The 23768-nt window shown below is 38.8% G+C and carries 28 protein-coding genes and 1 pseudogene; 15 read left to right on the top strand and 14 right to left on the bottom strand.

Annotated elements, in window-relative coordinates:
• Window positions 1–18: 18 nt before the first annotated feature.
• The 8 genes from LDL57_RS17790 (at window position 19) to LDL57_RS11225 (ending at window position 5116) form a co-directional block, all read left to right on the top strand.
• Window positions 19–237: a hypothetical protein gene (locus LDL57_RS17790; protein ID WP_255498975.1), complete on the top strand. Its 219-nt coding sequence runs from the start codon at window positions 19–21 to the stop codon at window positions 235–237.
• A 114-nt stretch (window positions 238–351) separates the two neighbouring features.
• Window positions 352–1311 (top strand): virulence-associated V antigen, encoded by a 960-nt coding sequence (locus LDL57_RS11255; RefSeq protein WP_180558817.1) that lies wholly within the window; start codon window positions 352–354, stop codon window positions 1309–1311.
• 9 nt (window positions 1312–1320) lie between these two features.
• The gene (locus LDL57_RS11250) at window positions 1321–1827 is read left to right on the top strand and encodes a SycD/LcrH family type III secretion system chaperone (protein WP_180558818.1); all 507 of its coding nucleotides are present in this window, start codon (window positions 1321–1323) and stop codon (window positions 1825–1827) included.
• The gene (gene sctE, locus LDL57_RS11245; protein ID WP_180558819.1) at window positions 1808–2956 is read left to right on the top strand and encodes a type III secretion system translocon subunit SseC family protein; all 1149 of its coding nucleotides are present in this window, start codon (window positions 1808–1810) and stop codon (window positions 2954–2956) included. The genes LDL57_RS11250 and sctE overlap by 20 nt, the downstream gene beginning before the upstream one ends.
• 44 nt (window positions 2957–3000) lie before the next feature.
• Window positions 3001–3918, top strand: a complete 918-nt coding sequence (sctB, locus tag LDL57_RS11240; protein ID WP_180558820.1) for a type III secretion system translocon subunit SctB — start codon at window positions 3001–3003, stop codon at window positions 3916–3918.
• Window positions 3919–4047: 129 nt separating this feature from the next.
• Window positions 4048–4491, top strand: a complete 444-nt coding sequence (locus LDL57_RS11235; protein ID WP_180558821.1) for a type III secretion system chaperone — start codon at window positions 4048–4050, stop codon at window positions 4489–4491.
• A gap of 5 nt (window positions 4492–4496) precedes the next feature.
• On the top strand, window positions 4497–4724 hold the full coding sequence (locus tag LDL57_RS11230; protein ID WP_180558822.1) for a hypothetical protein: 228 nt from the start codon (window positions 4497–4499) through the stop codon (window positions 4722–4724).
• The gene (locus LDL57_RS11225; protein WP_180558823.1) at window positions 4721–5116 is read left to right on the top strand and encodes a YscW family type III secretion system pilotin; all 396 of its coding nucleotides are present in this window, start codon (window positions 4721–4723) and stop codon (window positions 5114–5116) included. Before LDL57_RS11230 ends, LDL57_RS11225 begins: the two co-directional genes overlap by 4 nt.
• On the opposite strand, the gene LDL57_RS11220 is transcribed toward LDL57_RS11225, so the two are convergent.
• Window positions 5073–5552 (bottom strand): acetyltransferase, encoded by a 480-nt coding sequence (locus tag LDL57_RS11220; protein WP_180558824.1) that lies wholly within the window; start codon window positions 5550–5552, stop codon window positions 5073–5075. The two genes, LDL57_RS11225 and LDL57_RS11220, sit on opposite strands and share 44 nt — an antisense overlap.
• Before the next feature lie 64 nt (window positions 5553–5616).
• Window positions 5617–6198, bottom strand: a complete 582-nt coding sequence (locus tag LDL57_RS11215; protein ID WP_180558825.1) for a 4Fe-4S binding protein — start codon at window positions 6196–6198, stop codon at window positions 5617–5619.
• 596 nt (window positions 6199–6794) lie between these two features.
• Between LDL57_RS11215 and LDL57_RS11210 the strand changes: the two genes are divergently transcribed.
• Together LDL57_RS11210 and LDL57_RS11205 are read left to right on the top strand one after the other, a co-directional pair.
• A complete protein-coding gene (locus LDL57_RS11210; RefSeq protein WP_180558826.1) occupies window positions 6795–7247 on the top strand; it encodes a bactofilin family protein in 453 nt (150 codons plus the stop codon).
• Between the two features lie 75 nt (window positions 7248–7322).
• On the top strand, window positions 7323–7886 hold the full coding sequence (locus tag LDL57_RS11205) for a GNAT family N-acetyltransferase (RefSeq protein WP_180558827.1): 564 nt from the start codon (window positions 7323–7325) through the stop codon (window positions 7884–7886).
• Between the two features lie 56 nt (window positions 7887–7942).
• Here the strand turns inward: LDL57_RS11205 and LDL57_RS11200 are convergent, their stop codons facing one another.
• Complete coding sequence (locus tag LDL57_RS11200) at window positions 7943–8164, bottom strand: DUF465 domain-containing protein (protein WP_225505630.1); 222 nt, start codon at window positions 8162–8164, stop codon at window positions 7943–7945.
• A gap of 280 nt (window positions 8165–8444) precedes the next feature.
• On the opposite strand from LDL57_RS11200, the gene eco reads away from it, so the two are divergent.
• Window positions 8445–8924: a serine protease inhibitor ecotin gene (gene eco / locus LDL57_RS11195; RefSeq protein ID WP_180558829.1), complete on the top strand. Its 480-nt coding sequence runs from the start codon at window positions 8445–8447 to the stop codon at window positions 8922–8924.
• 61 nt (window positions 8925–8985) lie between these two features.
• Here eco and LDL57_RS11190 read toward each other — a convergent pair whose 3' ends face one another.
• On the bottom strand, window positions 8986–9432 hold the full coding sequence (locus LDL57_RS11190) for a universal stress protein (protein WP_180558830.1): 447 nt from the start codon (window positions 9430–9432) through the stop codon (window positions 8986–8988).
• A gap of 415 nt (window positions 9433–9847) precedes the next feature.
• Here LDL57_RS11190 and LDL57_RS11185 point away from each other — a divergent pair, with 415 nt between their 5' ends.
• Window positions 9848–10774: a cation diffusion facilitator family transporter gene (locus LDL57_RS11185; protein WP_180558831.1), complete on the top strand. Its 927-nt coding sequence runs from the start codon at window positions 9848–9850 to the stop codon at window positions 10772–10774.
• A gap of 244 nt (window positions 10775–11018) precedes the next feature.
• Window positions 11019–12038 carry a UDP-glucose 4-epimerase GalE gene (gene galE / locus LDL57_RS11180; protein WP_180558832.1) on the top strand — a complete coding sequence of 340 codons (1020 nt, stop codon included), beginning with the start codon at window positions 11019–11021 and terminating at the stop codon, window positions 12036–12038.
• A 158-nt stretch (window positions 12039–12196) separates the two neighbouring features.
• Here the strand turns inward: galE and LDL57_RS11175 are convergent, their stop codons facing one another.
• On the bottom strand, window positions 12197–12916 hold the full coding sequence (locus LDL57_RS11175; RefSeq protein ID WP_180558833.1) for a S8 family serine peptidase: 720 nt from the start codon (window positions 12914–12916) through the stop codon (window positions 12197–12199).
• On the bottom strand, window positions 12916–13509 hold the full coding sequence (locus LDL57_RS11170) for a S8/S53 family peptidase (protein ID WP_225505628.1): 594 nt from the start codon (window positions 13507–13509) through the stop codon (window positions 12916–12918). Before LDL57_RS11170 ends, LDL57_RS11175 begins: the two co-directional genes overlap by 1 nt.
• A gap of 319 nt (window positions 13510–13828) precedes the next feature.
• Here LDL57_RS11170 and LDL57_RS11165 point away from each other — a divergent pair, with 319 nt between their 5' ends.
• Entirely contained in the window at window positions 13829–15013 is a 1185-nt protein-coding gene (locus tag LDL57_RS11165) for an AMP-binding protein (RefSeq protein WP_180558835.1), read from the top strand.
• 197 nt (window positions 15014–15210) lie between these two features.
• Here the strand turns inward: LDL57_RS11165 and tnpA are convergent, their stop codons facing one another.
• On the bottom strand, window positions 15211–15615 hold the full coding sequence (gene tnpA, locus LDL57_RS11160; protein ID WP_225505529.1) for an IS200/IS605 family transposase: 405 nt from the start codon (window positions 15613–15615) through the stop codon (window positions 15211–15213).
• Window positions 15616–15663: 48 nt separating this feature from the next.
• Between tnpA and LDL57_RS11155 the strand changes: the two are divergent.
• Window positions 15664–16896, top strand: a pseudogene (locus LDL57_RS11155) (RNA-guided endonuclease InsQ/TnpB family protein).
• 162 nt (window positions 16897–17058) lie between these two features.
• On the opposite strand, the gene LDL57_RS11150 reads toward LDL57_RS11155, so the two are convergent.
• The 7 genes from LDL57_RS11150 to hypA form a co-directional block, all read right to left on the bottom strand.
• Entirely contained in the window at window positions 17059–17274 is a 216-nt protein-coding gene (locus tag LDL57_RS11150) for a hypothetical protein (RefSeq protein ID WP_180559225.1), read from the bottom strand.
• 611 nt (window positions 17275–17885) lie between these two features.
• Complete coding sequence (gene flhA, locus LDL57_RS11145) at window positions 17886–19973, bottom strand: formate hydrogenlyase transcriptional activator FlhA (RefSeq protein ID WP_225505626.1); 2088 nt, start codon at window positions 19971–19973, stop codon at window positions 17886–17888.
• A 44-nt stretch (window positions 19974–20017) separates the two neighbouring features.
• Entirely contained in the window at window positions 20018–21028 is a 1011-nt protein-coding gene (hypE, locus tag LDL57_RS11140) for a hydrogenase expression/formation protein HypE (RefSeq protein ID WP_180559227.1), read from the bottom strand.
• Complete coding sequence (gene hypD, locus LDL57_RS11135) at window positions 21025–22146, bottom strand: hydrogenase formation protein HypD (protein WP_180559228.1); 1122 nt, start codon at window positions 22144–22146, stop codon at window positions 21025–21027. The genes hypE and hypD overlap by 4 nt, the downstream gene beginning before the upstream one ends.
• On the bottom strand, window positions 22146–22424 hold the full coding sequence (locus LDL57_RS11130) for a HypC/HybG/HupF family hydrogenase formation chaperone (RefSeq protein ID WP_180559229.1): 279 nt from the start codon (window positions 22422–22424) through the stop codon (window positions 22146–22148). Before LDL57_RS11130 ends, hypD begins: the two co-directional genes overlap by 1 nt.
• Window positions 22415–23287, bottom strand: a complete 873-nt coding sequence (gene hypB / locus LDL57_RS11125) for a hydrogenase nickel incorporation protein HypB (RefSeq protein WP_180559230.1) — start codon at window positions 23285–23287, stop codon at window positions 22415–22417. The genes LDL57_RS11130 and hypB overlap by 10 nt, the downstream gene beginning before the upstream one ends.
• A gap of 9 nt (window positions 23288–23296) precedes the next feature.
• Window positions 23297–23641: a hydrogenase maturation nickel metallochaperone HypA gene (hypA, locus tag LDL57_RS11120; protein WP_180559231.1), complete on the bottom strand. Its 345-nt coding sequence runs from the start codon at window positions 23639–23641 to the stop codon at window positions 23297–23299.
• Between the last annotated feature and the right edge of the window lie 127 nt (window positions 23642–23768).

Genomic DNA, 23768 nt, shown 5'->3' with positions numbered 1-23768 from the left:
TTCAAGCCATTATATATTTTGGCCGATATAATAAAAGAAGTGTTAGGTGAACACTATTCTTTATATGGTCAAGTTAATGTATTAAGCCGCTCACCTTTAACACAACAGCGATTACAACAATTTTATCAACGCTGGACAGGGGCGGTTGAAGTTGACAGCGGCTGGTTTGAATTAGCTGTGGGTAAAGTGATTAGTTTAAAAAATAACAAAATTAAAAAAATATTATCCGCTAACTGACAGAATAGTTATTAAATTTACGTTAGATTCAAATAATAAATAGATTTTAACCATATTTATTTTAATAAAATTTAATGTGCGGATGATTTTATTATTTAATCACAGGGGATCGTTATGGCTACAATAAATGGATCATCTAATAACGTAACAAATCAAAATTATATCAATAATCTTTTGGTACCAACAACCACCACGCCAGATATTAATAAAATAACCAATGCAATTATCAATAAATTAGCTCAATTGGGCGTAAGAGTAGAATTAGATCAATCGGTTGCCGGTGGTAAGCAAACGTTGGATGCTAATGTTCCTGCTGAGAGGGATAAATTAGAACAATTATTTAGTCAGATTTTTCAATTAGCGCAGCCACGAAATATAAAAAATTCAACTGATGCTGAAAATGATATTCAAGATTTTATGGCAAAGTTAGATAGTCAGCGACAAGGTGCTTCCTTGGTATCGGCAAATATGCTGTTAACAGTGATAGAAAGCTACTTTTCTTATGCCAGTCTGGATGAAGATATTATTGCTGTGTTTGCTAAAAACATGGTCTATCACGATGATAAACGTAAAGAATTAAAAACTGAATTGGAAGAAATTTCCGCTGAGATGAAAGTTTATAGTGTTATTCAGTCGGAAATTAATAGCGCATTATCAGCAGCCAGTTCACAAACAATTAATACCGATCAAAATGGTATCAATATAATGAATTACCAGCTTTATGGCTATTCATCAGTGGCAGAATTTAAAACGAAAGCTGAATACCAGTTCTTGCAAAAAATCGCCCCATCCTCAACCACGGTAACGATAAAACAGTTTTTACTCAGTGCCGATAAAAAGAGTGGTGCAATGAGTCGGGTAGAGAATTCTTATAAATATGATAAGGATAATAATCGTCTGGCTAATTTTTCTACTATGGTCAGTGATCGTTCTCGGCCATTGTCTGACAGTATCAGTGAAAAAACCACTCGATTGAATGATATTAGTGGACGTTATAACGCTGCCATCGAAGCACTCAATCGTTTTATTCAAAAATATGACTCAGTTATCCAGGATATTCTGAGAGCAATTTAAGGAAAGCATATGGAACAGCAAATGGAAACCACAACAGGCAAAATGGAACATGAAATTGAGTCTTTTCTGACTTGCGGTGGCACCCTCGCGATGTTGAAAGAGGTTTCTGCTGAAGAGTTAGAGCAATTTTATACCCTGGCTTATAACCTTTATCAATCGGGTAAACAACAAGATGCAATGGCGGTATTTCAACTGCTTTGTATGTTAGATCACTATGATAGTCGTTTCTTTTTAGGTTTGGGGGCTTGCCGCCAAGCGACAGAGAATTGGAGCGCGGCATTAGAAACTTATAGCTTCGCTACTTTTTTAGATGTTAATGATCCCCGTTTTCCGTTTCACGCCGCCGAATGTTTAATGCAATTGAATGATTTCGATGGCGCACAATGTGGTTTTGAATCGGCGCGTTTATTAGCGACCGATAAGCCGGAATATGAAGATATTGTCTTACAGGCTGAAACCATGTTGGAAGTGATTAATATAAAAAGGGAGCAGCAAAATGAGCACAATCACCACTAAACCCGATACCAGTAGTGTTCAAAACCTAGTTAATAATAGCCCTATTACGCCAATAACAAAAAAGAGCACACCTAATATTGCATTGGAAAAAAGTCCGGCTTTATCAGCAGCAAAGCCATCGTTGCAACCTAATCGAGTGTTATTGCCAGAACCCAATGCTAATTTGGCTGCAAAATCAACCAATAGTGACACACTGTTAGCAAAATTGAATGTTTTGCAACAGGAGGTGGTTCCGGCTATTGATGTGAAATCATCACTGAAGCTACTTTCGCTGGCATTAACTTCACCTGCCTCGTTTGAGGTGGAATTAAGTAAAGTGACTAGTGAATTAAAAACTAATCAGCAAAAATTGAAATTAGAAGATATTCAACGTATTAAACAGCAAAATGCGTTAAAAATGGATGAAAATCAAACCAAAATCCAAGAATCAGAAGATGCAGTAAAGCAGTCGCAAAAATCGGGTTTGGCCGCCAAAATTTTTGGTTGGATCAGTACTGCTGTTTCTGCCGTTGTCGGTGCTATTTTGGTCGCAACGGGAGTTGGAGCGGTGGCTGGCGCTTTAATGATTGCCGGTGCGGTGGCCAGTGCGGCTAACCAAATTGTCCAAGAAGCGGCTGCTGCCGGTTTGATTAGCCCTGAAACGATGAAATGGTTAGGGCCGACCTTGATGGGAATACAGATTGCAGTGGGTATTGCTTCCATTGCGGTCAGTTTTGGTGGGCCAGCGGCGACAGCCATTGCCCAAGTTGGCGCCAAAATTGGTGGTAAGGCAGCTGAGGTTACCGCTAAATTGCCTGCTATGGTCTCTTCCGGTGTAACGGCGACAACTCAGTCGGTGGCCAATAATGTTAAGACTGGTTTAGAGGTTGGTAATTTAGTCGCTGATGTCGGAGAAACTGCGTCACAATTGGCCAGTTCCATCACGCATAGTATTGCCAGTGACAAAATAGCCGATGCTAAAATGCTCGAAAGTGTGATGACCATGAGTCAAAGTATTTTAGATAAACTCAATAGTGAGTTAGCAAAAATGACCGATGATTATCAGCAGGTGATGGAAACACTGGCGCAGATGATCCATGAAAAAGGGGAAGTATTGCGTGAGTTAGCAGTGCGCCCGAAAACAATTTAATAGAAATTAATTGGCTGTCATTAGCTGTTAATAAGGAGATTTATATGGCTACTATCAATAATAATGTGCATCAACGTCCACTGGCTAATACTCACGATGCCGCACCCGTGGTAAAGAGTACAGCGACAAAAAAAAGTGAGGCAGTAAACAAAGTTGAGATACAGACGTTACCAAAAACTCAGCCAACGGCAAAACAATCAACTGACAGTGTCAAATTAGCCGCGCCTAAATTGGATCTAATTAATGCCAGTCAATTGTTAAGTACTGCCACGCAAATGATGGATTGTATTGCTTTGCTGGTTAAAGCCCAGCAACAGGTTCGCCAATCAAATGATGCCGTTGCCACTAATCAGGCTACCGCGGTAGCCGAAAGTCAGAAAAAACAAGCGCAGGAGATGGACAAAAACTCGGATTGGCAGTTAGCCTTATCCATTGTTTCCGGGGTATTAAACTTTGGCATGTCAGCATTAAGTGCAATATCGGCTTTTAAAGCCAATAAAACTCAACAGCAGAAAAATACGTTACAGCAATCAATTAATGAACGTACCGAACTGGTTAAGAGCAAAACCAGTCAACTGAAGGATAAGACATTATCAGTCAAGCAAAAAGATAATTTGAAAGTTGAAATAGCTAAATTAAAGGATCTGAATAAAGCTGATAACCTGCAATTGAAAATGTTGAATGATGCTAGCGCTGCGAGTCAAAAGTGGTTTGATTTAGCTAACTCGGCGCTTCAGCAAGGAAGCACATACGTTGATAAATTTAGTGGCGCCAAGGAGATAAAAACTCAACAGACTGTCACGCAAGAACAAGCAAAAGAAAGTAGTGCTCAGCAAGTGCAGCAAAAAAGTCGTAATGAAACCGATTATTTAAATGGTTTAAGCACTAAACTTAACCAGTTGATGATTCAACTTTCTCAAGGACAAACTCAGGCATTACGTGCTGCCACTCCAGCTGCTTAATGTCCATCAATATCATTTAAAGGCAGAACATATCGATGGTCTGCCTTTTTTTAGTAAAAAAATAGCGATATTTGACAGAGAAATGACAATTCACAGGTTAGCTTATGACTAAATTGCCGGGAGAGAAATATGGATGTTAAAGATTGCATTGATCAAATTTTTGGCCAGTTTAGTCAGAAATATCAATTGCCACTATTGATGCTAAATCAAGAAGGAATTGCGGCTTTACGCTTTGATGAAAAATTACAGGTTTGTTGTATCTTTCTACAGGAACAAGAGTTGCTGGCGTTACAGATAGATATTGCTGATTTATCAGAAGTTAGTGAGGGAATTTTTCGTCAGTTGGCAAGCTTTAATCGCTATTGGTATCAATTTAATCTGCATTTTGGTTTCGACGAAAGCAGTTTAAAAATACAATTATATAGTCAACTAACGATTGCCAATTTGACATTAGATAAATTTGAACATTGTTTGACGTCAATACTCGATCATGCTGAATTTTGGCAGGAATTATTGTGTGAACCAGTAAAAAAGTCAGTTTATAAAGGTCAATTTCAAGGAATGAAGGTGTAAGGATTATGCTAATTAAACAAGTAACTTTAAATCAGGCGGCTTATAGTGATCCCATTGTTTCATCTCGGCTTTTTAATGGCAGAAGTGTGTCGGTGGATAGACAGGTAGAGCAAAATAGACCCCAATTATCTGCGCTATTACCGGATGTTACTGTACAGCAACAGCAGCATTTGGCGCGTTTGGTACAAGGTATTCACCCACCGCTAGCTACACGCCATATAGAAGTGTTATGAAGCATTATGCCATATTGATTGCTATAGGCTGTTTAACCGGCTGTATTCATTATCAGCCCAATGATCCGTTACAAACCGTTGTAACGGGTAAAGTCACGTTGCCGGTGCGATTATATAAAACAGCAGAGGTTAATATTCGCTTTTACGCGCAAAAAAATGGGCGGTTATTGCTAATGAATCAGTTACAGTACCGTTTGGATTTACTACCGCTCGTTTTTACTTTTACTGCCCCTGAAATCTACCAAGCACAGCAAAAAATTTATCTTCAGGCAACCTTAGCTTGGTCGGATAGTCAATTTGTTCAGGCAACTTATCAGCAAGTTATCGAAAATCAAACAAAGCTCACTATCAATTTGCGACCGAAAGCCTGTTATCCGGATTGTCGATACTAGTATTGATCAGCCGCATATGTAACAGTGGAAAAGGGTTGCCTTGGCCATCTAATTCGGAGCGATCATACACCTCAAAACCTTGCTGTTGATAAAAATCTATCGCTTGTTTATTTTGTTCATTAACATCGACTTCATTGACGGCAAAATGGTTCACGGCGTATTGCAGCAATGCTTTGCCAATCCCCTTTCTGCGTGAAAGAGGGGCAATAAATAGCATTTCTAATCGATTCTGCTTGATAGCCATAAAACCGGTAATATGGTTTTGCTCATCGACTGACATGTAAACCTGCAAATTAGGTAGATAATTATTTAAAATTAGTGGACGTAACGTGGCAATCATTTCTTCTGGCAGAAAATCATGGGTAGCGCGTACCGAATTTTCCCAAATTAGGATTAATTGAGCAAAATCACTGCTAGCAGCTCGTTTAATATACATATTATTACCTTGCTAAAAAGTTAGTTATATTCCAGTCTATGATTATAGTTTAAGGGTTTGGCAGTTAAATTTTTGTCAATTGCGGTAGACCGGGTTTTAAGTTCAGCAATCCGTGTATACAAGCAATTTGACATTGACCGCAGCCATCACACTTTTCTTCATCAATTATCGGCCAATTTTCGGCTGAAAACGAGAGCGCTTGTTGTGGGCAAGCATGGACACATAAACGGCAACTGTTACTATGGCGACCAAAACAAGATTGAGAGATTGCCGGCCAAAGTGCGGTATCGGGTTTTATTTGCTGATTGAGCGCGCCGGTAGGGCAAACCAGCGTACAGGCTAAACAGTTGTGGGTCGTACAACAACAAAAATCGATAGAGATCTCGGCCAGATTATGATTAATTGAGATTAAGCCATAAGGGCAAGCTTGCCGGCAGTTGTTGCAGCCAATACATAGTTGCTGAAAATCAGTTTCATTAATCGCTTGTGGTGGGCGGCCAACCTGACGAGCGAGTGTTTTGTTATTGAGCTCAGGGCTAAATGTCTTACTGGCATTGAATAATCCTCGCAACAATCCGCGACGGCTAACATAACGATGTGACATGAATGCACGATAGTAGCTTTCATCTTGTTTATCATTTGCCATAAGGCTGACTCATTGAGAAGGCGAATATTTATACTTGATGAGTACTATTTTAACTTTTTCAATTGACAAACAGGACTAGTTAGATCAATTTTTAGCTAATTTCACTAAAGCCAGCGGAATGTAATAAATTTTTACCGTAAACTTGATATTTCATTGCACTATATCATTTTATAGTGAGTGTCCTAACGGTATTCAGAGCTAAATAAGGCATAAGGATTTATGTGTATCCTAATAGGGAATGCGGATTTTACTCTGTTTACTGTTAGTTTCAATAACGCCTTAGTCTGCTATTAATTTCAATATAAATTGCCTTTCTGTCGTGTTAATCACTATATCAATACCAGCGCCAGTTGATATTCTATACTAATAACTTAATTGCATAATTTCTGGTTAGGTATCATTAATGAGTTTATTAGATAAGAATGAAAACATTTAGCGATAGAGAAAACTTGAGTCTTTATTTTATCTGGTTCCTATGGGTGCTAGTCGTGGTGTTGTATTTAACAAATATGATTGCAAAGACATGGTTTTTTGTTTTAGTTTTTTCGTTCGTTCTTATCCTGCAATTTATCATTATAAGAGTGAGGTTGATTTCGATGTTTAGAAATAAAAAGTCAGATATTTCAAATACCAATATATTTGTGATGAAGGGTGATAAAAAAAGCGATCCTAAACAAAAAGATGTAACAATTATTTCAGAAGAGAGCTTTTTTAAAGGTAACATAACTATTGCAGGTGACATTCATGTCTGGGGACATATTAAAGGTAATGTCACGGTGACAGAAGGGACAATTCATATCATGCCCGGGGGCAAAATTGAAGGTGAAATTGAAGCTCCTGATATGATTATTGATGGCTTAGTTGATGGTGCATGCTTGGGAAATAATCTAGATATCCTGGAACATGGTGAATTGCGCGGGATCAGTCGAGTTAGTCATATGTCAATTAAGCGAGGGGGTATATTCATTGGTCAGTCTGAAAAAATTGAGCATCAATCTGAAAAAGTGATTAAATTAGAAACTGTTGAAGAGCTACCTAAAATTAAATAAGCATTTTCTGTTCATGCGATAAGATGCCATGTTATATTAATGGTAAGCGCTTTTTCAATCAGTCGTGGCTAGTGCATGGTTATTATCCTAAAGACACCTCGTTTGATACTAAGGGAATGGCGAGAAGCTGATCGGCTCCCTTTCTATCGTCTGAATAGTGATCCTGATGTTATGCGTTATTTCCCACATTTACTTTCAAAAATACAAAGTGATGCCTTTATTGATCGTATTAGGCAAAAGTTTATTCAACAGCAAGGTTGGGGATTGTGGGCAGTAGAGTTACGAGCAGAGAAACAATTCATTGGTTTTGTCGGACTCAATATTCCCGCTTATGATCTGCCTTTTATGCCTTGTACTGAAATTGGTTGGCGGCTGGCTAAGCCATTTTGGCGACAAGGACTGGCTTATGAAGCCGCCTGTCGGGTATTAGATTTTGCTTTTTTACAGCAACAAATGCAGGAAATTATCTCTTTTACCGCTAAAATTAATCACCCCTCTGAATGTTTGATGAAAAAATTAGCCATGGAAAAAGATGCGCATAATTTTTTACATCCGGCGTTACCATCGGCGCATCCCTTACAGCAACATATTCTTTATCGCCTCAATCAGCAGCAATGGTTAAAAAAGCGCGCTAATTGATAGGTAAACACTTCGTGAGGATTAACACGCCTGCTACTCCAGCAGGCGGATTGGCATTATTTAAGCCTAATTTGTTGGTGAATAATACGCTGCATTTCATCTTTTAAATGGAGCTTTTCTTTTTTTAATTTGATGACTTTATCATTATAGCCTGCACCATTTGGGCCTTCTAATTCAGTGATCTGTTTATCCAGTTGATGATGCTTTTCAAATAGTGATTGGAAGCGTGGATGAGAGCGTTTTAGGTGAGAAAATAACTCATGATCCGACAGCAACATATAACCTCCGGCAAAATTATTGAGGGTCAATTCAAGTATAACAATAATTAAAATTTTATTATCGTGAACACAATAATTTACATTGTTAAATGTTATATATAATTATTTGATTTTTAATAATATTTACAAATTAAATGGTTGATTTACTCTTTACGATTTTTTACTTTCTGGCACGACAGTTATACTAAAGTAGATCTTCGATTTAGTTAAGTATAAAACTTTTTCTTATCAGTTATAGTTAATATCACTTTTATCACTATTTATAAAGTAGGATGTGGCAATGAATAAATATACCTTTCCATTATTGGCAATGCTCCTAACAACACCCTATGCGATGGCAAATGATAATTTGTCCAAAATAGCTCCATACCCAGCCGCTGAGAAAGATATGCAGCGCTATGTTATTCAGCTAGGCAAAAAAGAAAATGAGAATAATTTTATGGTGGAACTGGTTATTGGTAAATCCATGCTGGTAGATTGTAATCATCATTGGTTTGGTGGGGATTTTGCCAAAAAAGAGCTGAAAGGTTGGGGTTATGACTATTACGAATTAAAAAAAGTATCCGGTCCAGCGGCAACCTTAATGGCTTGTCCAGATAAAAAACAAACCAAGAAGTTTATTACCACGCATCTCGGTGATGGAAATATCGTTCGCTATAATAGCAAGTTACCGATTGTGGTATATGTTCCTAAAGATATGGCAGTTAAATATCGTATATGGTCAGCACCGGAAAAACTAAATAGTGCAGTGATCAAATAACGTTTTAATTTAACCAATAAGCCATCTTAATTAAGATGGCTACAGTTATTATTGGTTTATTTTAACGAGCCACTAAAACTGTTATTTTTGCATGACGAACAATGCTAGCTGCGGTTGATCCAAGTAGGTAACTGGAAGAATTGGGGCTATGAGAGGCAATAAGAATTAAATCGGCGTCGATATCTGATGCATAGCTTAGAATTTCCTCTTTTGTTGGGCCAATGCCAATTTTGTAGGTAATTTGCTTAGTTGGAATGTTTACTTTTTTGATGATCTGTTTTAGTAGTTCCAGTGCCACTCGGCTGCGCTGTTCGGAATCTTGTTGACTCTCTGGTAGCGCCGCAATTTCAATCCCAAAAAATATTTCTAAATTTGGTAGCACAGATAAGAAGTGAACTTCTGGTTTGTTGGATTGGTTAAAGGAAACCAGTGTTTCAACATGCTTAATCACTTTCTGATTCAATTCATCTTCAACAATATCGATAGGAACTAAGATCTTATTATACATGATACCCTCGCATCATATTGTTATCTAATTATATTGTAGCAATAGTAAAAAATGATGTCGTGATATTTTTATTGGCTTATTATTTTGCATAATTAACTTAATATGAAGAAACCATATTTAAAATAATCAAATTGTTTTGCCTAAATTAACCTAGTTGAAAATAAATATTATTTCTATTTAATTATAAATAGTAGTAGAAATAAATAAGCGAATAATTATCAATTATACTTTATTGAAATACCTGATTGTAAAAATGAAAAATCAAGACAAATATAATTTTTTGTGTCATATTATAGGAAACTAGATTAATATTTTTTTGAATAAAATTAGTATTAATAATAACAAGATTGTTTTTAAGGTTTACTATCAATTTTCCCCTCATTTTACTGAAAATAATTAACTTTAGAATTTGATTATGACACGAACTAAACTTCGCGAAGAAAAACACTCATATTTTGTTTCCGACGAGCAACGAATAAAATTTAAAGCCGCCAGAAAGAGCACTATTGTTAGTATCGTTGTGAATTTTTTTCTCTCTTTATGGCAAATTATTATCGGCTTTTTGGCACACTCCCAAGGTTTGATTGCTGATGGACTTCACTCATTATCAGATTTATTGGCAGATTTTGTGGTGTTGATTGCTAATAAACATAGCCATAAGCAACCAGATGCCGACCATCCTTATGGCCACTTCCGCTATGAAAATGGGACATCTTTAGTATTAGGAACAATTTTGCTCGTGGTTGGGGCTGGCATGGTATGGAAAGCAATTGAAAAAATGCTAAATCCAGCTGAAATTCCTGATGTGCATATTATTGCGCTGGTTGTCGCGCTATTATCACTTATTGTTAAAGAAGGTCTGTTTCGTTATATGCTTGCTGTGGCAAATAGGGTTAATTCAAGTATGTTAGTTGCTAATGCCTGGCATGCACGTTCAGACGCCGCTTCTTCTTTGGTGGTTGCTATTGGTATCGTTGGTAGTTTATGCGGTATTAAGATCTTTGATCCGATTGCCGCATTAATTGTTGGTGCCCTGGTTATTAAAATGGGGTATAAATTTACTTATCAAGCGTTTAACAATCTGATGGATAAGGGGGCTGATGAACAGACACTTGCGGCTATCCGTAAACAGCTGTTGGCAATGGAAGGGGTGGTTGATATTCATGATCTTAAGACGCGTAAATCTGGCGATTATTTGTTGGTGGATGTTCATCTTGAAGTGAATGGTCTTTTAACGGTAGAACAAGGACATCAAATTGCGGTTTCTGCGCGAAAAAAATTACTTGAAAATCCGGCCATCTTAAATGTCATGATCCATATAGATCCGGTTGAAATTCAATAAGTCATTTCCTTACTGATAAATATTATGGTCGCTACTGAGTTTATATTGGCTATTAAAAGATTGAGGAATATAATAGCTGATTTATAGTATAAGCGATTATATTGGCGCATAGCATATTAGTTAGCAAAAATGCTGCCTATATCGATAAATAATTGGCTCAGATAGTATAATATTATGCCTATTATTGGTTATCGAGCCATACAAACTTTAGTCTGATTTTATTATGCTTGGAAAAGAGGTAAATGTGGAAATACTAGTAACAGGCGGTATGGGTTATATTGGTAGTCATACTTGCGTTCAGATGTTTGCAGCAGGTATGCAGCCTGTTATATTAGATAATTTGTGTAATGCCAGTCGTCAAGTATTGACGCGAATGGAAACATTAACCGGTTGTCGCCCGGTTTTTTATCATGGGGATGTGCGTGATGAAAAATTGTTAGACACCATTTTTTCCAACCATTCTATTCAAGCTGTTATCCATTTTGCTGGGTTAAAAGCGGTTGGTGAATCTGTCTCTAAACCTCTTGAATATTATGATAACAATGTGAATGGCACGCTAGTATTAGCGCGTAGTATGCAGCGAGCTGGTATAAAAAATATTATTTTTAGTTCTTCTGCCACTGTTTACGGTGATCCGGCAACGGTTCCCATTACCGAAGAATTTCCGATTGGCAATACCACCAATCCATATGGTAGCAGTAAATATATGGTTGAACGTTGTTTATCGGATCTACAGTATGCTGATAATAGCTGGTCGGTTACCTTGCTTCGCTATTTTAATCCGGTTGGCGCCCATCCGTCCGGCACCATGGGGGAAGATCCGCAAGGTATACCTAATAATTTAACCCCCTATATTACCCAGGTAGCCATTGGCCGGCAGCAAAAACTGATGATTTTTGGTGACGATTATCCTACCCCAGATGGCACAGGCGTGCGTGATTATATTCATGTCATGGATCTGGCAGATGGACATATTGCAGCGCTTAAATCGGTTGGTTTAAAACCTGGCTTACACATCTACAATTTAGGCACTGGTAAAGGCACGAGTGTATTAGCGATGCTGAAAGCTTTTGAAGAAGCTTGCGGTAAAAAAATCGCTTATGAAATTAAATCTCGCCGACCAGGTGATATTGCTGAGTGTTGGTCAAGTCCATTGAAAGCTGAGTGTGATTTGGGATGGAAAGCCACTCGTTCGATTCAAGATATGGCTGCTGATGCCTGGCGTTGGCAATGTCAAAATCCACAAGGCTATGGTAAAAAATAATAATAGATTATGGCTTAATTTTGTCATCATAAACATTAAGATCCAGCCGATGCACCTGTCTCTTGAACAAGACTTGTGAGCAAGAGACAGCCCTCTGATGTGGTCTGATAGCTAAGTCATATTTTTATTTAGCAAAATATTGCACTAATTATATTATTTTATTGTGGTAAACCTTGTTGTAATACATTAATTGCATTACGAACATTCGGTAGCGGGCCAATATGGTTATTGATAAAGCCAGGTCGTTGTGGTGTACCGGTTTCTATCAACAGACTTCTCATTTCTTTTGGTGTGAGAACCCGGCCAGTTTGTTGCTTATACCATGATTGTATGGCAATTGCTGCTGAAGCCACAATTGGGGTAGCGGCTGAGGTGCCATCAAAGTTACTGGCATAATTATTATTAGGGCCACCATCGTACAAAGTACCAAAGCCAGTTGTGACAACACTATCACCCCAAGCCTGGACATGGATCATGGTTTTGCCATAAGTAGAAAATGCACGACATATTTGATTTTTAGAGCCAGCACCAACACGAATAGCGCCATTATCACCGCGAGCGCGATATGGTGCATAAAAATCATCATCCAGATTTTCACCACCATTACCAGCGGCAGCAATAATAATAATCCCGGCATCGGTGGCGGCTTTAGTGATATCCCAGACTGATTGGCAAAAATCAGCAGGGACTTGAGTTGTATCATCATCCGCTCTGGATTGGATAGATAATTCGTAAATGAAAATATCACCCGCTCTTAAATGTTGTAATCCTCTTACAATACCACCGGCGGCATCATAAGGTTTTACCGAAATGCCATACAGTGCATCAGCGCCATGCACCATTCCTTTTACACCAAATCCCAGCTCTTTTGCATACATCAACCCGCTACGGCGGTACCATGATTGATTTCAAGCTCATTGACATCATCGCTAACAACTAAAGGAATAAAACTATCTCTTTGTAAATTAATATGTTGGTAGTTAAACGCGGCTTCGATATCGGCAATACGAATACCTTTACCTGTCACACCAAGAGACCAGGCATATTCCATATCAATACCTGTCCAAAATTGTCCTGCACCTAATTTGTATTCCTGTTTTTTAGTAAAATCGGGTGTCTCAATATCATTTAGTTGCTCGGATCTTGACAGTATTGATGAGGCTAGCCGGGTGCATTCCAGTTCAGCATATTCGATAAAATCATAGCCATTAAGTTGGGTTAATAGTTGCTGTTTTTCGTTGACAGTTAGCGACTCAGATCCTTTAATATAAAACATGCCACTGAGGCTGGAAAAATTAATGTTATTTATTTGACCTTGAGTTTGTAATATTTCATCAGGTACAACAGCAATATAACCCAATTGGTTAAATAAGTTATTTTGTAAAGCTAATGGTTTTAATAATAAGTTATTATTTTTTCTATACGCAATAACATTTTGGTTAAATTTAATAATAATTTTATCTTTTTTCATACCAAATACCTCTTGATGAAAGTAATCTCTGTTATAAGAAGATGCTACAATAGCGTATTTAACATAGAAAAATAACCAGGTATATTTAAATATCATTAACATTTTGAAAAAATTATTTTTATTAAAAAATATTTTGGTAATAAAATAATAATTAACAATTTAAAAATTAATTGCTGTATTTATTCTTTTGTATTTAATCTTCTAATAGCAATAAATTATTTTCATTATTAGTAATGTTTTGTTATCTTAAATCAAAATATACAATTTGATATAAAATATTGAATATAAATTAATAATACATTCATTCATGGAGAGAAAAATGTTATCTATATATAAAGAAGAAATGGTATGGAATAAGGTAAAAGATAAAATAGCCACCCTGTTTCAGTTATCGGCAATAAGACAATGGACGTATCAGCAATTTAGCCAATCTATTCCGGTTATGGAAAAGAAAGACTATTTGGCTAAAAATGATCAAAGCCTCCATCTGCTTAATGATGAAAATAGTTATCTTATTGGATTTATTAGTGGCACCAGTGGTACTTTGAAACGGTGTCTTTATAAAATGAGTGGTGATGTATACAACGTAAAGGGATATATAGAATATAATATATTTTCCTCGACGGATACATGCGCTAATCTTTTTACCATTAACTTACTTTTTTCCGCTCATTGCTTATTTAGTAATGTGGCGAGCGCTTGTGGTGCTAATATTATTTCGATCGGTGATTTTAATGTATTAGCAAGTGAGCATTTTGATGCATTAATTGATGTGAATACTAATGTTCTAATAGGTATTCCTTGTGAAATTATTCAATTTATTCAATTAATGCAAAAGAAAGGTAAACATCTTGCTATTAATAAAGTTATTTTTGCCGGTGAAGCGCTTAAAGCATATCAAAGGGAAATAATAAGGAATACTTTTGGTAATGATGTGCATATTATTGGTGCTTATGGCTGTTCAGAAGCGGGAATAATTGCTTTTAGTCTGGATGAGGATAACAATAATTATGAATTACTGACAAACCAATTTTTTATTGAGCGTTATCAGGATCGATTATTAATAACCAGTCTGGATAATATGAATGTTATTCCATTATTACGCTATAGTTTTGGTGATAGTGCAGATATTAGTCTACAAGGTGATATTGTTCGATTAACAAATATTAAAAGAAATAATATTAGTTTTAATTTTATGGGATATCTTATTGAATATGAAACGATTGCTAAAGTTGTCCATAAATACCATCAAGGTGATATTAATATACAAATCCATTTATCAGTTGCAGAAGATAGCAGAGAAGTGATCACGGTATGGGTTCCTACAGGTATTTTCTCTCCACAGCAAATTCAATTGTTAGAAAAAGAATTAACAGCGATCCCTGATATCTATGAGTCTAATCAGTTGAATCAAGGATATTTGCGAGCAAAAGAGGTTGACCCAATACAATATATCCGTTCTGTTAGAGGTGAAATTCTTTATATTGTCGATAATAGAGATTAAAAAATCAGATGAAAATAACTAAATTTTTTAATTTAGCAATGTGAAATATAAAATATTGTTAAAGATTAATAGTCTAACTGACATAAACTAAGTAATCGTTAAATATAGCTTTCATTCTATCTTAACCTCCAAAGGGTACTCCCACCGACATAAGGTGGGAGGGGAATTTGGTCGGGCTTGAAAAGCCCGAAGAATGATCAGCCACGCTGATTTTGAATGTATTGCTTAACAACTTCCAGCGGTGCTCCCCCGCACGAACCTGCAAAGTATGATCGAGACCACAACACTGGCTTGCCGTAAGCCCCACGCAAGTCTAGAAACTCATTACGCAGACGACGAGACGTTACCGCTTTCAGCGAGTTTACTAGTACTGACAACTGCACTGTGGGCGGGTACTCGATCAGCATATGAACGTGATCGGACTCTCCGTTACTTTCCTTTAAATCAGCCCCAAAGTCGCGACACACTTCACCTGCATACTGATGAAATGCTTTGTAGTGCAAGCCACTGAGTACTTTCTTTCGGTACTTAGTCACAAAGACAAGGTGAACATGTAAAAGAAACGCTGCATGTCTTGAACGGTTGATTTTATATTTTTGCATTGAAATTAACCGGATATACGGTAAGATAGTGAGATAATTTACTACACACTGAGTAATAATGCTAATTCTAAAAGCCTACAAATTCAGACTCGAACCAACCGAAAACAGTCGCAACGTTTGCGGCAGTTGTGCGGATGCGCTCGTTTTATCTGGAATTACGGGCTAGCAGAGACGCAACGCATTATTGAATCCGGCGGTAAACTACCGTCAGCGTTTGAACTAAATCGGATGCTCACAGAATGGAAAAAAAAGCCGGAACATTCCTTTTGCAAGAAGCCTACACGGATAATCTTCAGCAGAAACTCAAAGATCTGCACGGGGCATGGAAACGCTGCTTTGATAAAAAACTGGCAGCAAAAGCTCCTGTATTTAAAAGGAAAAATGACGGGCGTGATTCAGTTCGTTTTGTTAATTTTGATAAATATTGTCAGCTCGATAATGGCAGAGTGAGATTACCGTCAGGTTTGGTATGGGTAAAGTTCCGGCAGTCGCAAAAGCTGTACGGTAAGATTAAAAACGCAACCGTTAGCCAACATGCGGGACACTGGTATATATCGTTTCAGGTCGAACTGGAAATGGACATTCAGCCTCATTCGTCAGCAACAATGATTGGTTTGGATGCAGGTGTAACCAGACTCGCCACGCTGTCAGACGGCACAGTGTTTGAACCTGTAAACAGTTTTAAAACCAACCAAAAAAAGCTGGCGAAATTCCAGCGTCAGTTAAGCTGTAAAGTTAAATTCAGCAATAACTGGAAAAACAGAAGCGAAAAATCCAACGTCTCCACTCGCATATAACCAATATCCGCAAAGACTACCTTCACAAAGTCACCAGTGAAATCAGCAAAACCACGCGATGATCGTCATTGAGGACTTAAAGGTCAGTAACATGTCGAAATCGGCAAAAGGTACACAAGAGCAGCACGGACGGAATGTCAGGGCAAAATCAGGACTTAACCGTTCGATACTGGATCAGGGTTGGTATGAAATGCGCCGTCAGCTTGAGTACAAGCAGCTATGGCGCGGTGGTCAGGTATTAGCTGTGCCTCCGGCATATACAAGTCAACGGTGTGCATGTTGTGGTCATACAGCGAAAGAAAATCGTCAATCACAAAGTAGATTCGAGTGCCTTGAGTGCGGGTATACAGAGAACGCAGATATCAACGGAGCTCGTAACATTTTAGCGGCAGGACATGCCGTGTTAGCCTGTGAAGTGAACGGTGCAGTAATGCCGTCAGCAGCAGGAACCAGGCTTCTGAGCGATCAGATAGTCTCCGACTAACGGGAATCCCCCTCCTGAGTCACGAAGTGTGAAGGTGGGGGAGGATGTCAATTAATTAACATTTTAAAGTCTTACCTAAAATGTAATTTTAATGATTATTCATTTAACTTAACGAAATTATTTTAAAATAAATGACTAATGAAAAGTTAAACTAGAATAAATTTATTTTGCACTATTTTTATCCTGCGGTTGAATGATGCATACTTTAGGTTCTTCATTACAATTAACGGCCTTTGTTTTATTATTGCTAGTTAATAATTTATTAACGGTATAGGCTGTTGCTATCCCGTAGCAACATTGAGTAAAACCCGCATAGGAAGGCAGAGAGTAGAATATTAAAAGTGTAATAATGATGAAAATTTGAACGGGTGATTTCATGAATTATTCTCCTAAAATAATTAAATATTGATAATATTTTTACGAATTATCTGGATTTGCTTACCAGTGAAAAACAAATTGTTCATAGCATAAAAAAGTAGGCAAAATAGAAAATTACTCTGTTTAATTTATTAATTATTGATGTTTTATGGCTATTAAATTAAAAATTTTAATCCAATAACGTAAACAGCTTGCGTAGCTTTTCCATTTATTGTTTCTATACAATTATGCCCCTCTTTTGCTGGTATGCAGTGAATGTACTCTTTATTGGGTTGATGATTGACAATGAAAAAAAAACTGAAATAGGAGAAAAAAAAGAGCAATAAGTGCTTCTTTAAAAGTTGCATAAATTACCTCGATTAGTAAGTGATATAAATCGATATTAATAATACACTTATTATTTAACATTTCAATAACATTTAATTGATTAAATCTTATAGACTGAAGAATAATAGTATTAAGTTAATGAACACTGCTAGTTAAGGGAAATAGGCTGTAATTTGTTATGTTTTATAGTAATCAACTTAACAGGCAAAACAAGATTGCCACGCATTGTTGCCTACATGACCGCAAGATTGTTTAATAAATTTATTTGCTTAACAAAAATAGCGTTAGACCAGGCTATTTTTATCAATACCAAGTCGTTTCATACGTGATAGTAATGTTGTGCGTTTTAGTCCCAGTCGTAGCGCTGCACCTTTAGGGCCGGCAATAACACCATTCGTCTCTTTTAGTACATCAACAATACGTTGATATTCATCGTCTATCGGATGAAAATTATTATTTATGCACTTTATCGAGGTTTTTGTTTCATTGCCATTAAAGTTGATTTCAGTTAATGAGAGCTGAAGTACATTACCACGCGTCAATAAAACAGCACGTTCAATCACGTTTTCTAACTCAGGTATATTGCCAGGCCAATCCATTTTACTTAATAGCCGTAAGGTTTGGGCAGGAATACTGTCAATCTTGCGTCCAAGACGGTTGGCAATTTTAAAGGTAAACGCTTTGGCTAAAAATGGAATATCTTTTGGCCGCTCACGCAATGGGGGCAGGTAGATAGGAAAAACATTCAGTCGATAATAAAGATCGGCTCTAAATTCACGATCTGCCACCATTTGCCGAAGGTTACGGTTAGTGGCAGCAATAAGACGCACATCTGTCCGAATGATCCTATTGCCACCTAGACGTTCAAACTCTTGTTCTTGTAATACCCTTAGCAGCTTAGGTTGAAGTTCCAGTGACATATCGCCTACTTCATCTAAAAATAGCGTGCTTTTGTCTGCTAATTCAAACCGACCAATACGTTGGTTGTTAGCGCCAGTAAATGCACCACGCTCATGACCAAACAGATCACTTTCAAGTAAGCCTGCTGGCATGGCGGCACAATTAAGTTTTACCATCCGCCGGTTATTACGACCACTAAGTTTATGTATTGCACGCGCAATCAGCTCTTTGCCGGTTCCTGTTTCGCCTAAGATCAAAACGGTGCTATTGCTATGCGCTACCATTTCAACCTGTTTCATAACTGTCATCATAGCGTCACTTTGACCAACGATTTCACCAAAATCTGTGCTGACATTATTAATTTGTTCCGTCAGCGCTAAATTTTCATCAATCAATCGTTGCTTTAAACGGCGGATTTCTTGATAAGCAAGGGCATTATCTACCGCAATCGCAACACGTTCTGCGATTTGACGCAGTAATTTCAACGTCGAGGAGCTAAAAACCGGCGCTTGAACTTGTGCCAGTTTTAATACCCCCAGTACTCGATTGCTAAAAATTAGTGGCAACAAACACAAGGTTTGCTCCTGTTTATCCCATAATTCAAATAGCATACGAACGCATGCTGAGTGTTTATCGCACTGGTGAAGATTTAGCAACAGTATCTCTTTTTTTTGCATAACCTTTTGGTATAAAGTGCCTTTTTCGTCTATCTCACGTTGATCATGGAGCGGAATATTTTTATCTACATAATGGATTGAATATACGCTAAGTTTCTCTTTATGATTATTGCGTAATACGATGCTAATCGAATCGATAGCAAAATTAGCCTGAATTTCTTGCGCAACCTCAGTGATCAGTTCATCCAGATTTAGCTTGGATAAAACAGCGTTGGTTATGGCTACCAACAAGCGAAAATCGTCACGTTCACGACATAGGTGGCCATAATTAATATTATTGTTCAGACGCAATTGGATCTGTTCCACTGCTAGACTAATGACTTGAGCAAGAGTTTGTAGTCGTGAGAAGGCTTCTTCCGTCCAAGGTTCATTTGTACTGCGCAGAAATTCGCAGCCACCAAATATTTTGCCTTCAGCTGTTAACGGCATCAGACTGTAATAATTGAATAGTGGATAGAGATTTAATTCATTAAGTTGGGGCAAGGTTTGGTTAAATTCTTGATAGCGGCAATGTAGTACATCTGGACGTGAAAGCATATGGCGAATCGGTCCACAAGCTAGCAAGGTTTCATCCTCATAGCGAATATCTTGTTGTTGATGGTCAACACTGAACAGGCAGACTCTACGGCGTTCAAATTGCCACAGTAGTATATTAACGTGATCGGCCAATTTTAGTTGCCGAACATGGGTTTTGACCGCTTGGACTAACGCACAGAGATCAGGTTGTTGCAGTAAAGTGCGAGTAATATCAAATAAATCTTGTTCACTGCTTATACTTGTCGGTGTATACGACATACCTCATATTCCGAAAATTAATTGCCAATTAGTGGCGTGGTTGATTAGCAAATTCTGGGTAATGGTTCACTGTAGGGCAGATCGAGTGTACGTTTGATACCATAAAGTCCGGTTAACTTTACTCCTTTCTGGGCCACCACTTGGCCAATAATTGCCGCGTCTAAGCCTAAGGGATGTTGTTGTATGCGCGTCAGAATACGTTCTGCTGCACTGCGTTCAACTGCGATGACCAGCTTTCCTTCATTGGCAAAATTGAGAGGATCCAGACCTAATAGCTCACAAATACCGCGCACAGCAGGTTTTATCGGTAGCGTGTTTTCATTGAGTTCGATCCCACAGCCGCAACTAGCAGCAAATTCATGAACTACAGCATTCACGCCACCGCGAGTCGCATCACGCATTGCTTTGATCCCAGCTTCGTTACGCAGTATTTCGATTAGTGGGGTTAGCAAGGCGCAATCGCTTTGTAAATCGCCTTCCATACCAAGTTGTTCTCGTAAATTTAGAATGGTGGCACCATGATCGCCTAGCGAATTACTAATCAGTAACAGATCGCCAGCTTGGATCTGACGCATGCCCCAGTTCAGATGGCAAGGGATCACACCGATGCCAGCAGTATTAATAAATACTTTATCAGCCGCTTTGCGAGGGACAACTTTGGTGTCACCGGTTACGATACTGATACCTGCAACTTTTGCCGTTGCTGCCATACAATGAACAATGCGTTCCAGTGTGGCGATGGCTAATCCTTCTTCCAATATAAAACTACATGAGAGCCACCGAGGAAAAGCACCACTCACCGCCACATCATTGCTAGTGCCACAAACAGCCAGTTTACCAATATCTCCACCAGGAAAAAATAACGGATCAATAACATAACTGTCAGTGGAAAAAGCCAGTCTATCCCCTTGCTGAGTTAATAAATGTAATGGGATCCGCGCCTGATCTTCCTGCTCATTAAGTAACGGGTTAGCAAAGGCTTGAATAAACAGCTGATTGATAAGTTGCTGCATCGCTTGCCCACCACTACCATGGGCGAGGGTGATAGTTTTCATACTTGATACTCCTGAGAACGGTACTGATACCAAGCACTGCAAGCACCTTCGGAAGAAACCATCAAAGCCCCTAATGCATTTTGCGGGTTACATTGTCGACCAAAGCGTGGACATTGAACAGGTTTACAACGCCCGGTTAGTACTAGGCCACAATAGGTCTGCGGATCATCATAACCGGTTGGTGGACATAAGTGAAAATGCTGTTCAGCATCAAATTGCTGATATGTTGTGTTAAGGTAAACGCCAGAATGTTGTATCATGCCAAGGCCACGCCACTCGCTGGTTCCTTTAATACTGAATACTTGTTTCATCACTGCTTGCGCTTTACTGTTGCCGGCGTCAGGTACCACACGGCGATACTGATTTTCAACCCAACTGGCGCCCGCTATTTTTTGTTCAATTAACATTAATACCCCTTGCAGCAGATCAATTGGCTCAAAACCAGCGACAACAAGTGGACGTTGATATTGTGTCGTAATAAAGTTGTACGCGTGAATACCAATAATCATACTGACGTGTCCGGGCGCTAAAAATGCATCAATACTATTATCAGGCTGTTGTAATAAATTTTTTAGTACCGGGATCAAGGTTATGTGCTGACAAAAGAAATAAAAGTTATCAATGTTAGCTGCTTTTGCTTGTATTAAGGTGATCGCGGTGGTTGGCATGGTCGTTTCAAATCCAAGCCCAAATAGAACCACTTTTTTGGTCGGATTTTGTTGGGCAAGTTTTAGTGCATCGATCGGTGAGTAGATAATCCGTACGTCATCTCCACCGGCTCTGGCGGTTAGCAATGAGCCATTTTTCCCTGGCACACGCATGGCATCACCAAAAGTGCAGAATATGACTTGTGGTTGGTTGGCAATTTCCAGGCAGCTATCAATACGTGCCATTGGCAGTACACAAACAGGGCAGCCTGGGCCATGAATAAACTCAACATTTTTCGGTAATAGTTGATCCAGACCAAACTTAAAAATGGCATGAGTGTGTCCGCCGCAGACTTCCATAATGCGAAAAGGTCGTTGTTCACTGTATGGTAGATGTTTAGCGCGCTGATTCAGAATTTCAATAAGTTGCATCACTTTTTGTCGATCACGGTATTCATCAATGAAACGCATTAACCCTTCTCCTCACCATAGAGCAAGACACCCACATCGGGCTCTAAGTCGTACATATTTTGCAATGCAGCCAGTGTATCCAACGCTTGCTGTTCATCGATCACGCTCATGGCAAAGCCAACGTGGATCAGCACCCACTGGCCAAGGCGACTATTACCCTTTTCGTCATGCTTGCCAACAAGCGTTAAATCGACATCACGTATCACCCCGCCGATCACCACCTTGGCTAACATGCTGTCAGTTAGTTGACTAATTTTTCCGGGAATACCTATACACATTGCTGGTTCTCCAACCATGCTAGCCAGTTGTCCATCCCTTGACCCGTGGTGGCCGATACCTGCAAAATTTCAATCTGTGGATTTACTTGACGGGCGCTGGCTATACATTTTTCTACGTCAAAATTAAGGTGGGGTAGTAAATCGACCTTATTTAGCAGCATCAGGGAGGCGGCAGCAAACATATGCGGATATTTGAGCGGTTTGTCTTCGCCTTCCGTTACCGACAAGACGGCAACTTTGTGATGTTCGCCTAAATCAAATCCAGCAGGACAGACCAAATTGCCAACGTTTTCGATAAACATAATCCCACCTTCAGCCAGTGGAAGTCGTTGCATGGCATCAAAGATCATCTGTGCATCAAGATGACACCCTTTACCGGTATTTACCTGAATAGCTGGGGTTCCTGTGGCGCGGATCCTTTCGGCGTCGTTAGTGGTTTGTTGATCGCCTTCAATAACCGCGCAAGGAATATCGTTTTGTAACAGTTTAAGCGTTTCGGTCAGTAGCGTAGTTTTGCCTGATCCGGGACTGGAAACCAGATTTAGTGCTAGCTGTTTATTAGCGATGAATTGGCGGCGATTGCGCTGCGCTAAGCGGTTATTTTTCTCCAGTACATTAATTTCAATTTCCAGCATTTTGCGCTGACTTAAACCGGGCGCATGAGTACCCGCTTCACCTTGGCCATAATCCAGGTTAGTGGCCAGCGGTTCACTAGCAATGTGGCTAGTTTTATGAATGGCTTTTATTTGTAATGATTGACGCGGCGCGGGAGAGAACGGGGCGCTGCGAAAAGCCGAATGTGGGTTGCGCTGATCGCCTTCAATATATTGGTTGCCTGGTTCGCAACCACAAATGGTGCACATGGTTTACTCCTATTCTATTTCTAACCGCATGATTTGTAGTCCATCATCCGCCACAATATGGAGATTATGGCTATTACATTTTGGACAGAGCCTTACACGATGGGTTATGAGTTTTATAAATTGCTGACATTGACGGCACCAGCATTCCGCTTGCTGTTGTTCTAAATGAAGTTGGCAACCTTCCGCGACAGTACCTCGGCAGACTAACTCAAAGCAAAATTGCAGCGCACTGCTTTCTACGCAGGCAAATGCGCCAATTTTAAACCACACTTGGGTGACCCTTTTTGCGTTGCTTAGTGCTACTTGTTGCTCAATAAGTTCCAATGCCTGTTGGCAGAGGGTGATTTCGTGCATAACGCCTCCAGCATCTGTTTGCATTGATTAATGCAATATGGATGCCATTCATTAGCAATGATAGGTCTTTTATTGACATAAATAGGGAGATTAAAAAAGTGTTATCCAACGGTTATGCAGCCGCTAG

It is taken from the genome of Arsenophonus apicola (assembly GCF_020268605.1).
Classification (GTDB): domain Bacteria; phylum Pseudomonadota; class Gammaproteobacteria; order Enterobacterales; family Enterobacteriaceae; genus Arsenophonus; species Arsenophonus apicola.
This window is presented reverse-complemented; position numbering and strand designations above follow the sequence as displayed.

Bases quoted from the DNA above. Each gene is read 5' to 3' on its own strand.
- LDL57_RS11255 (WP_180558817.1), top strand. From the start codon at position 352: ATGGCTACAATAAATGGATCATCTAATAACGTAACAAATCAAAATTAT.
- LDL57_RS11250 (WP_180558818.1), top strand. From the start codon at position 1,321: ATGGAACAGCAAATGGAAACCACAACAGGCAAAATGGAACATGAAATT.
- sctE (WP_180558819.1), top strand. From the start codon at position 1,808: ATGAGCACAATCACCACTAAACCCGATACCAGTAGTGTTCAAAACCTA.
- sctB (WP_180558820.1), top strand. From the start codon at position 3,001: ATGGCTACTATCAATAATAATGTGCATCAACGTCCACTGGCTAATACT.
- LDL57_RS11235 (WP_180558821.1), top strand. From the start codon at position 4,048: ATGGATGTTAAAGATTGCATTGATCAAATTTTTGGCCAGTTTAGTCAG.
- LDL57_RS11230 (WP_180558822.1), top strand. From the start codon at position 4,497: ATGCTAATTAAACAAGTAACTTTAAATCAGGCGGCTTATAGTGATCCC.
- LDL57_RS11225 (WP_180558823.1), top strand. From the start codon at position 4,721: ATGAAGCATTATGCCATATTGATTGCTATAGGCTGTTTAACCGGCTGT.
- LDL57_RS11220 (WP_180558824.1), bottom strand. From the start codon at position 5,552: ATGTATATTAAACGAGCTGCTAGCAGTGATTTTGCTCAATTAATCCTA.
- LDL57_RS11215 (WP_180558825.1), bottom strand. From the start codon at position 6,198: ATGGCAAATGATAAACAAGATGAAAGCTACTATCGTGCATTCATGTCA.
- LDL57_RS11210 (WP_180558826.1), top strand. From the start codon at position 6,795: ATGTTTAGAAATAAAAAGTCAGATATTTCAAATACCAATATATTTGTG.
- LDL57_RS11205 (WP_180558827.1), top strand. From the start codon at position 7,323: ATGGTTATTATCCTAAAGACACCTCGTTTGATACTAAGGGAATGGCGA.
- LDL57_RS11200 (WP_225505630.1), bottom strand. From the start codon at position 8,164: ATGTTGCTGTCGGATCATGAGTTATTTTCTCACCTAAAACGCTCTCAT.
- eco (WP_180558829.1), top strand. From the start codon at position 8,445: ATGAATAAATATACCTTTCCATTATTGGCAATGCTCCTAACAACACCC.
- LDL57_RS11190 (WP_180558830.1), bottom strand. From the start codon at position 9,432: ATGTATAATAAGATCTTAGTTCCTATCGATATTGTTGAAGATGAATTG.
- LDL57_RS11185 (WP_180558831.1), top strand. From the start codon at position 9,848: ATGACACGAACTAAACTTCGCGAAGAAAAACACTCATATTTTGTTTCC.
- LDL57_RS11175 (WP_180558833.1), bottom strand. From the start codon at position 12,916: ATGTATGCAAAAGAGCTGGGATTTGGTGTAAAAGGAATGGTGCATGGC.
- LDL57_RS11170 (WP_225505628.1), bottom strand. From the start codon at position 13,509: ATGAAAAAAGATAAAATTATTATTAAATTTAACCAAAATGTTATTGCG.
- LDL57_RS11165 (WP_180558835.1), top strand. From the start codon at position 13,829: ATGTTATCTATATATAAAGAAGAAATGGTATGGAATAAGGTAAAAGAT.
- tnpA (WP_225505529.1), bottom strand. From the start codon at position 15,615: ATGCAAAAATATAAAATCAACCGTTCAAGACATGCAGCGTTTCTTTTA.
- LDL57_RS11150 (WP_180559225.1), bottom strand. From the start codon at position 17,274: ATGAAATCACCCGTTCAAATTTTCATCATTATTACACTTTTAATATTC.
- flhA (WP_225505626.1), bottom strand. From the start codon at position 19,973: ATGTCGTATACACCGACAAGTATAAGCAGTGAACAAGATTTATTTGAT.
- hypE (WP_180559227.1), bottom strand. From the start codon at position 21,028: ATGAAAACTATCACCCTCGCCCATGGTAGTGGTGGGCAAGCGATGCAG.
- hypD (WP_180559228.1), bottom strand. From the start codon at position 22,146: ATGCGTTTCATTGATGAATACCGTGATCGACAAAAAGTGATGCAACTT.
- LDL57_RS11130 (WP_180559229.1), bottom strand. From the start codon at position 22,424: ATGTGTATAGGTATTCCCGGAAAAATTAGTCAACTAACTGACAGCATG.
- hypB (WP_180559230.1), bottom strand. From the start codon at position 23,287: ATGTGCACCATTTGTGGTTGCGAACCAGGCAACCAATATATTGAAGGC.
- hypA (WP_180559231.1), bottom strand. From the start codon at position 23,641: ATGCACGAAATCACCCTCTGCCAACAGGCATTGGAACTTATTGAGCAA.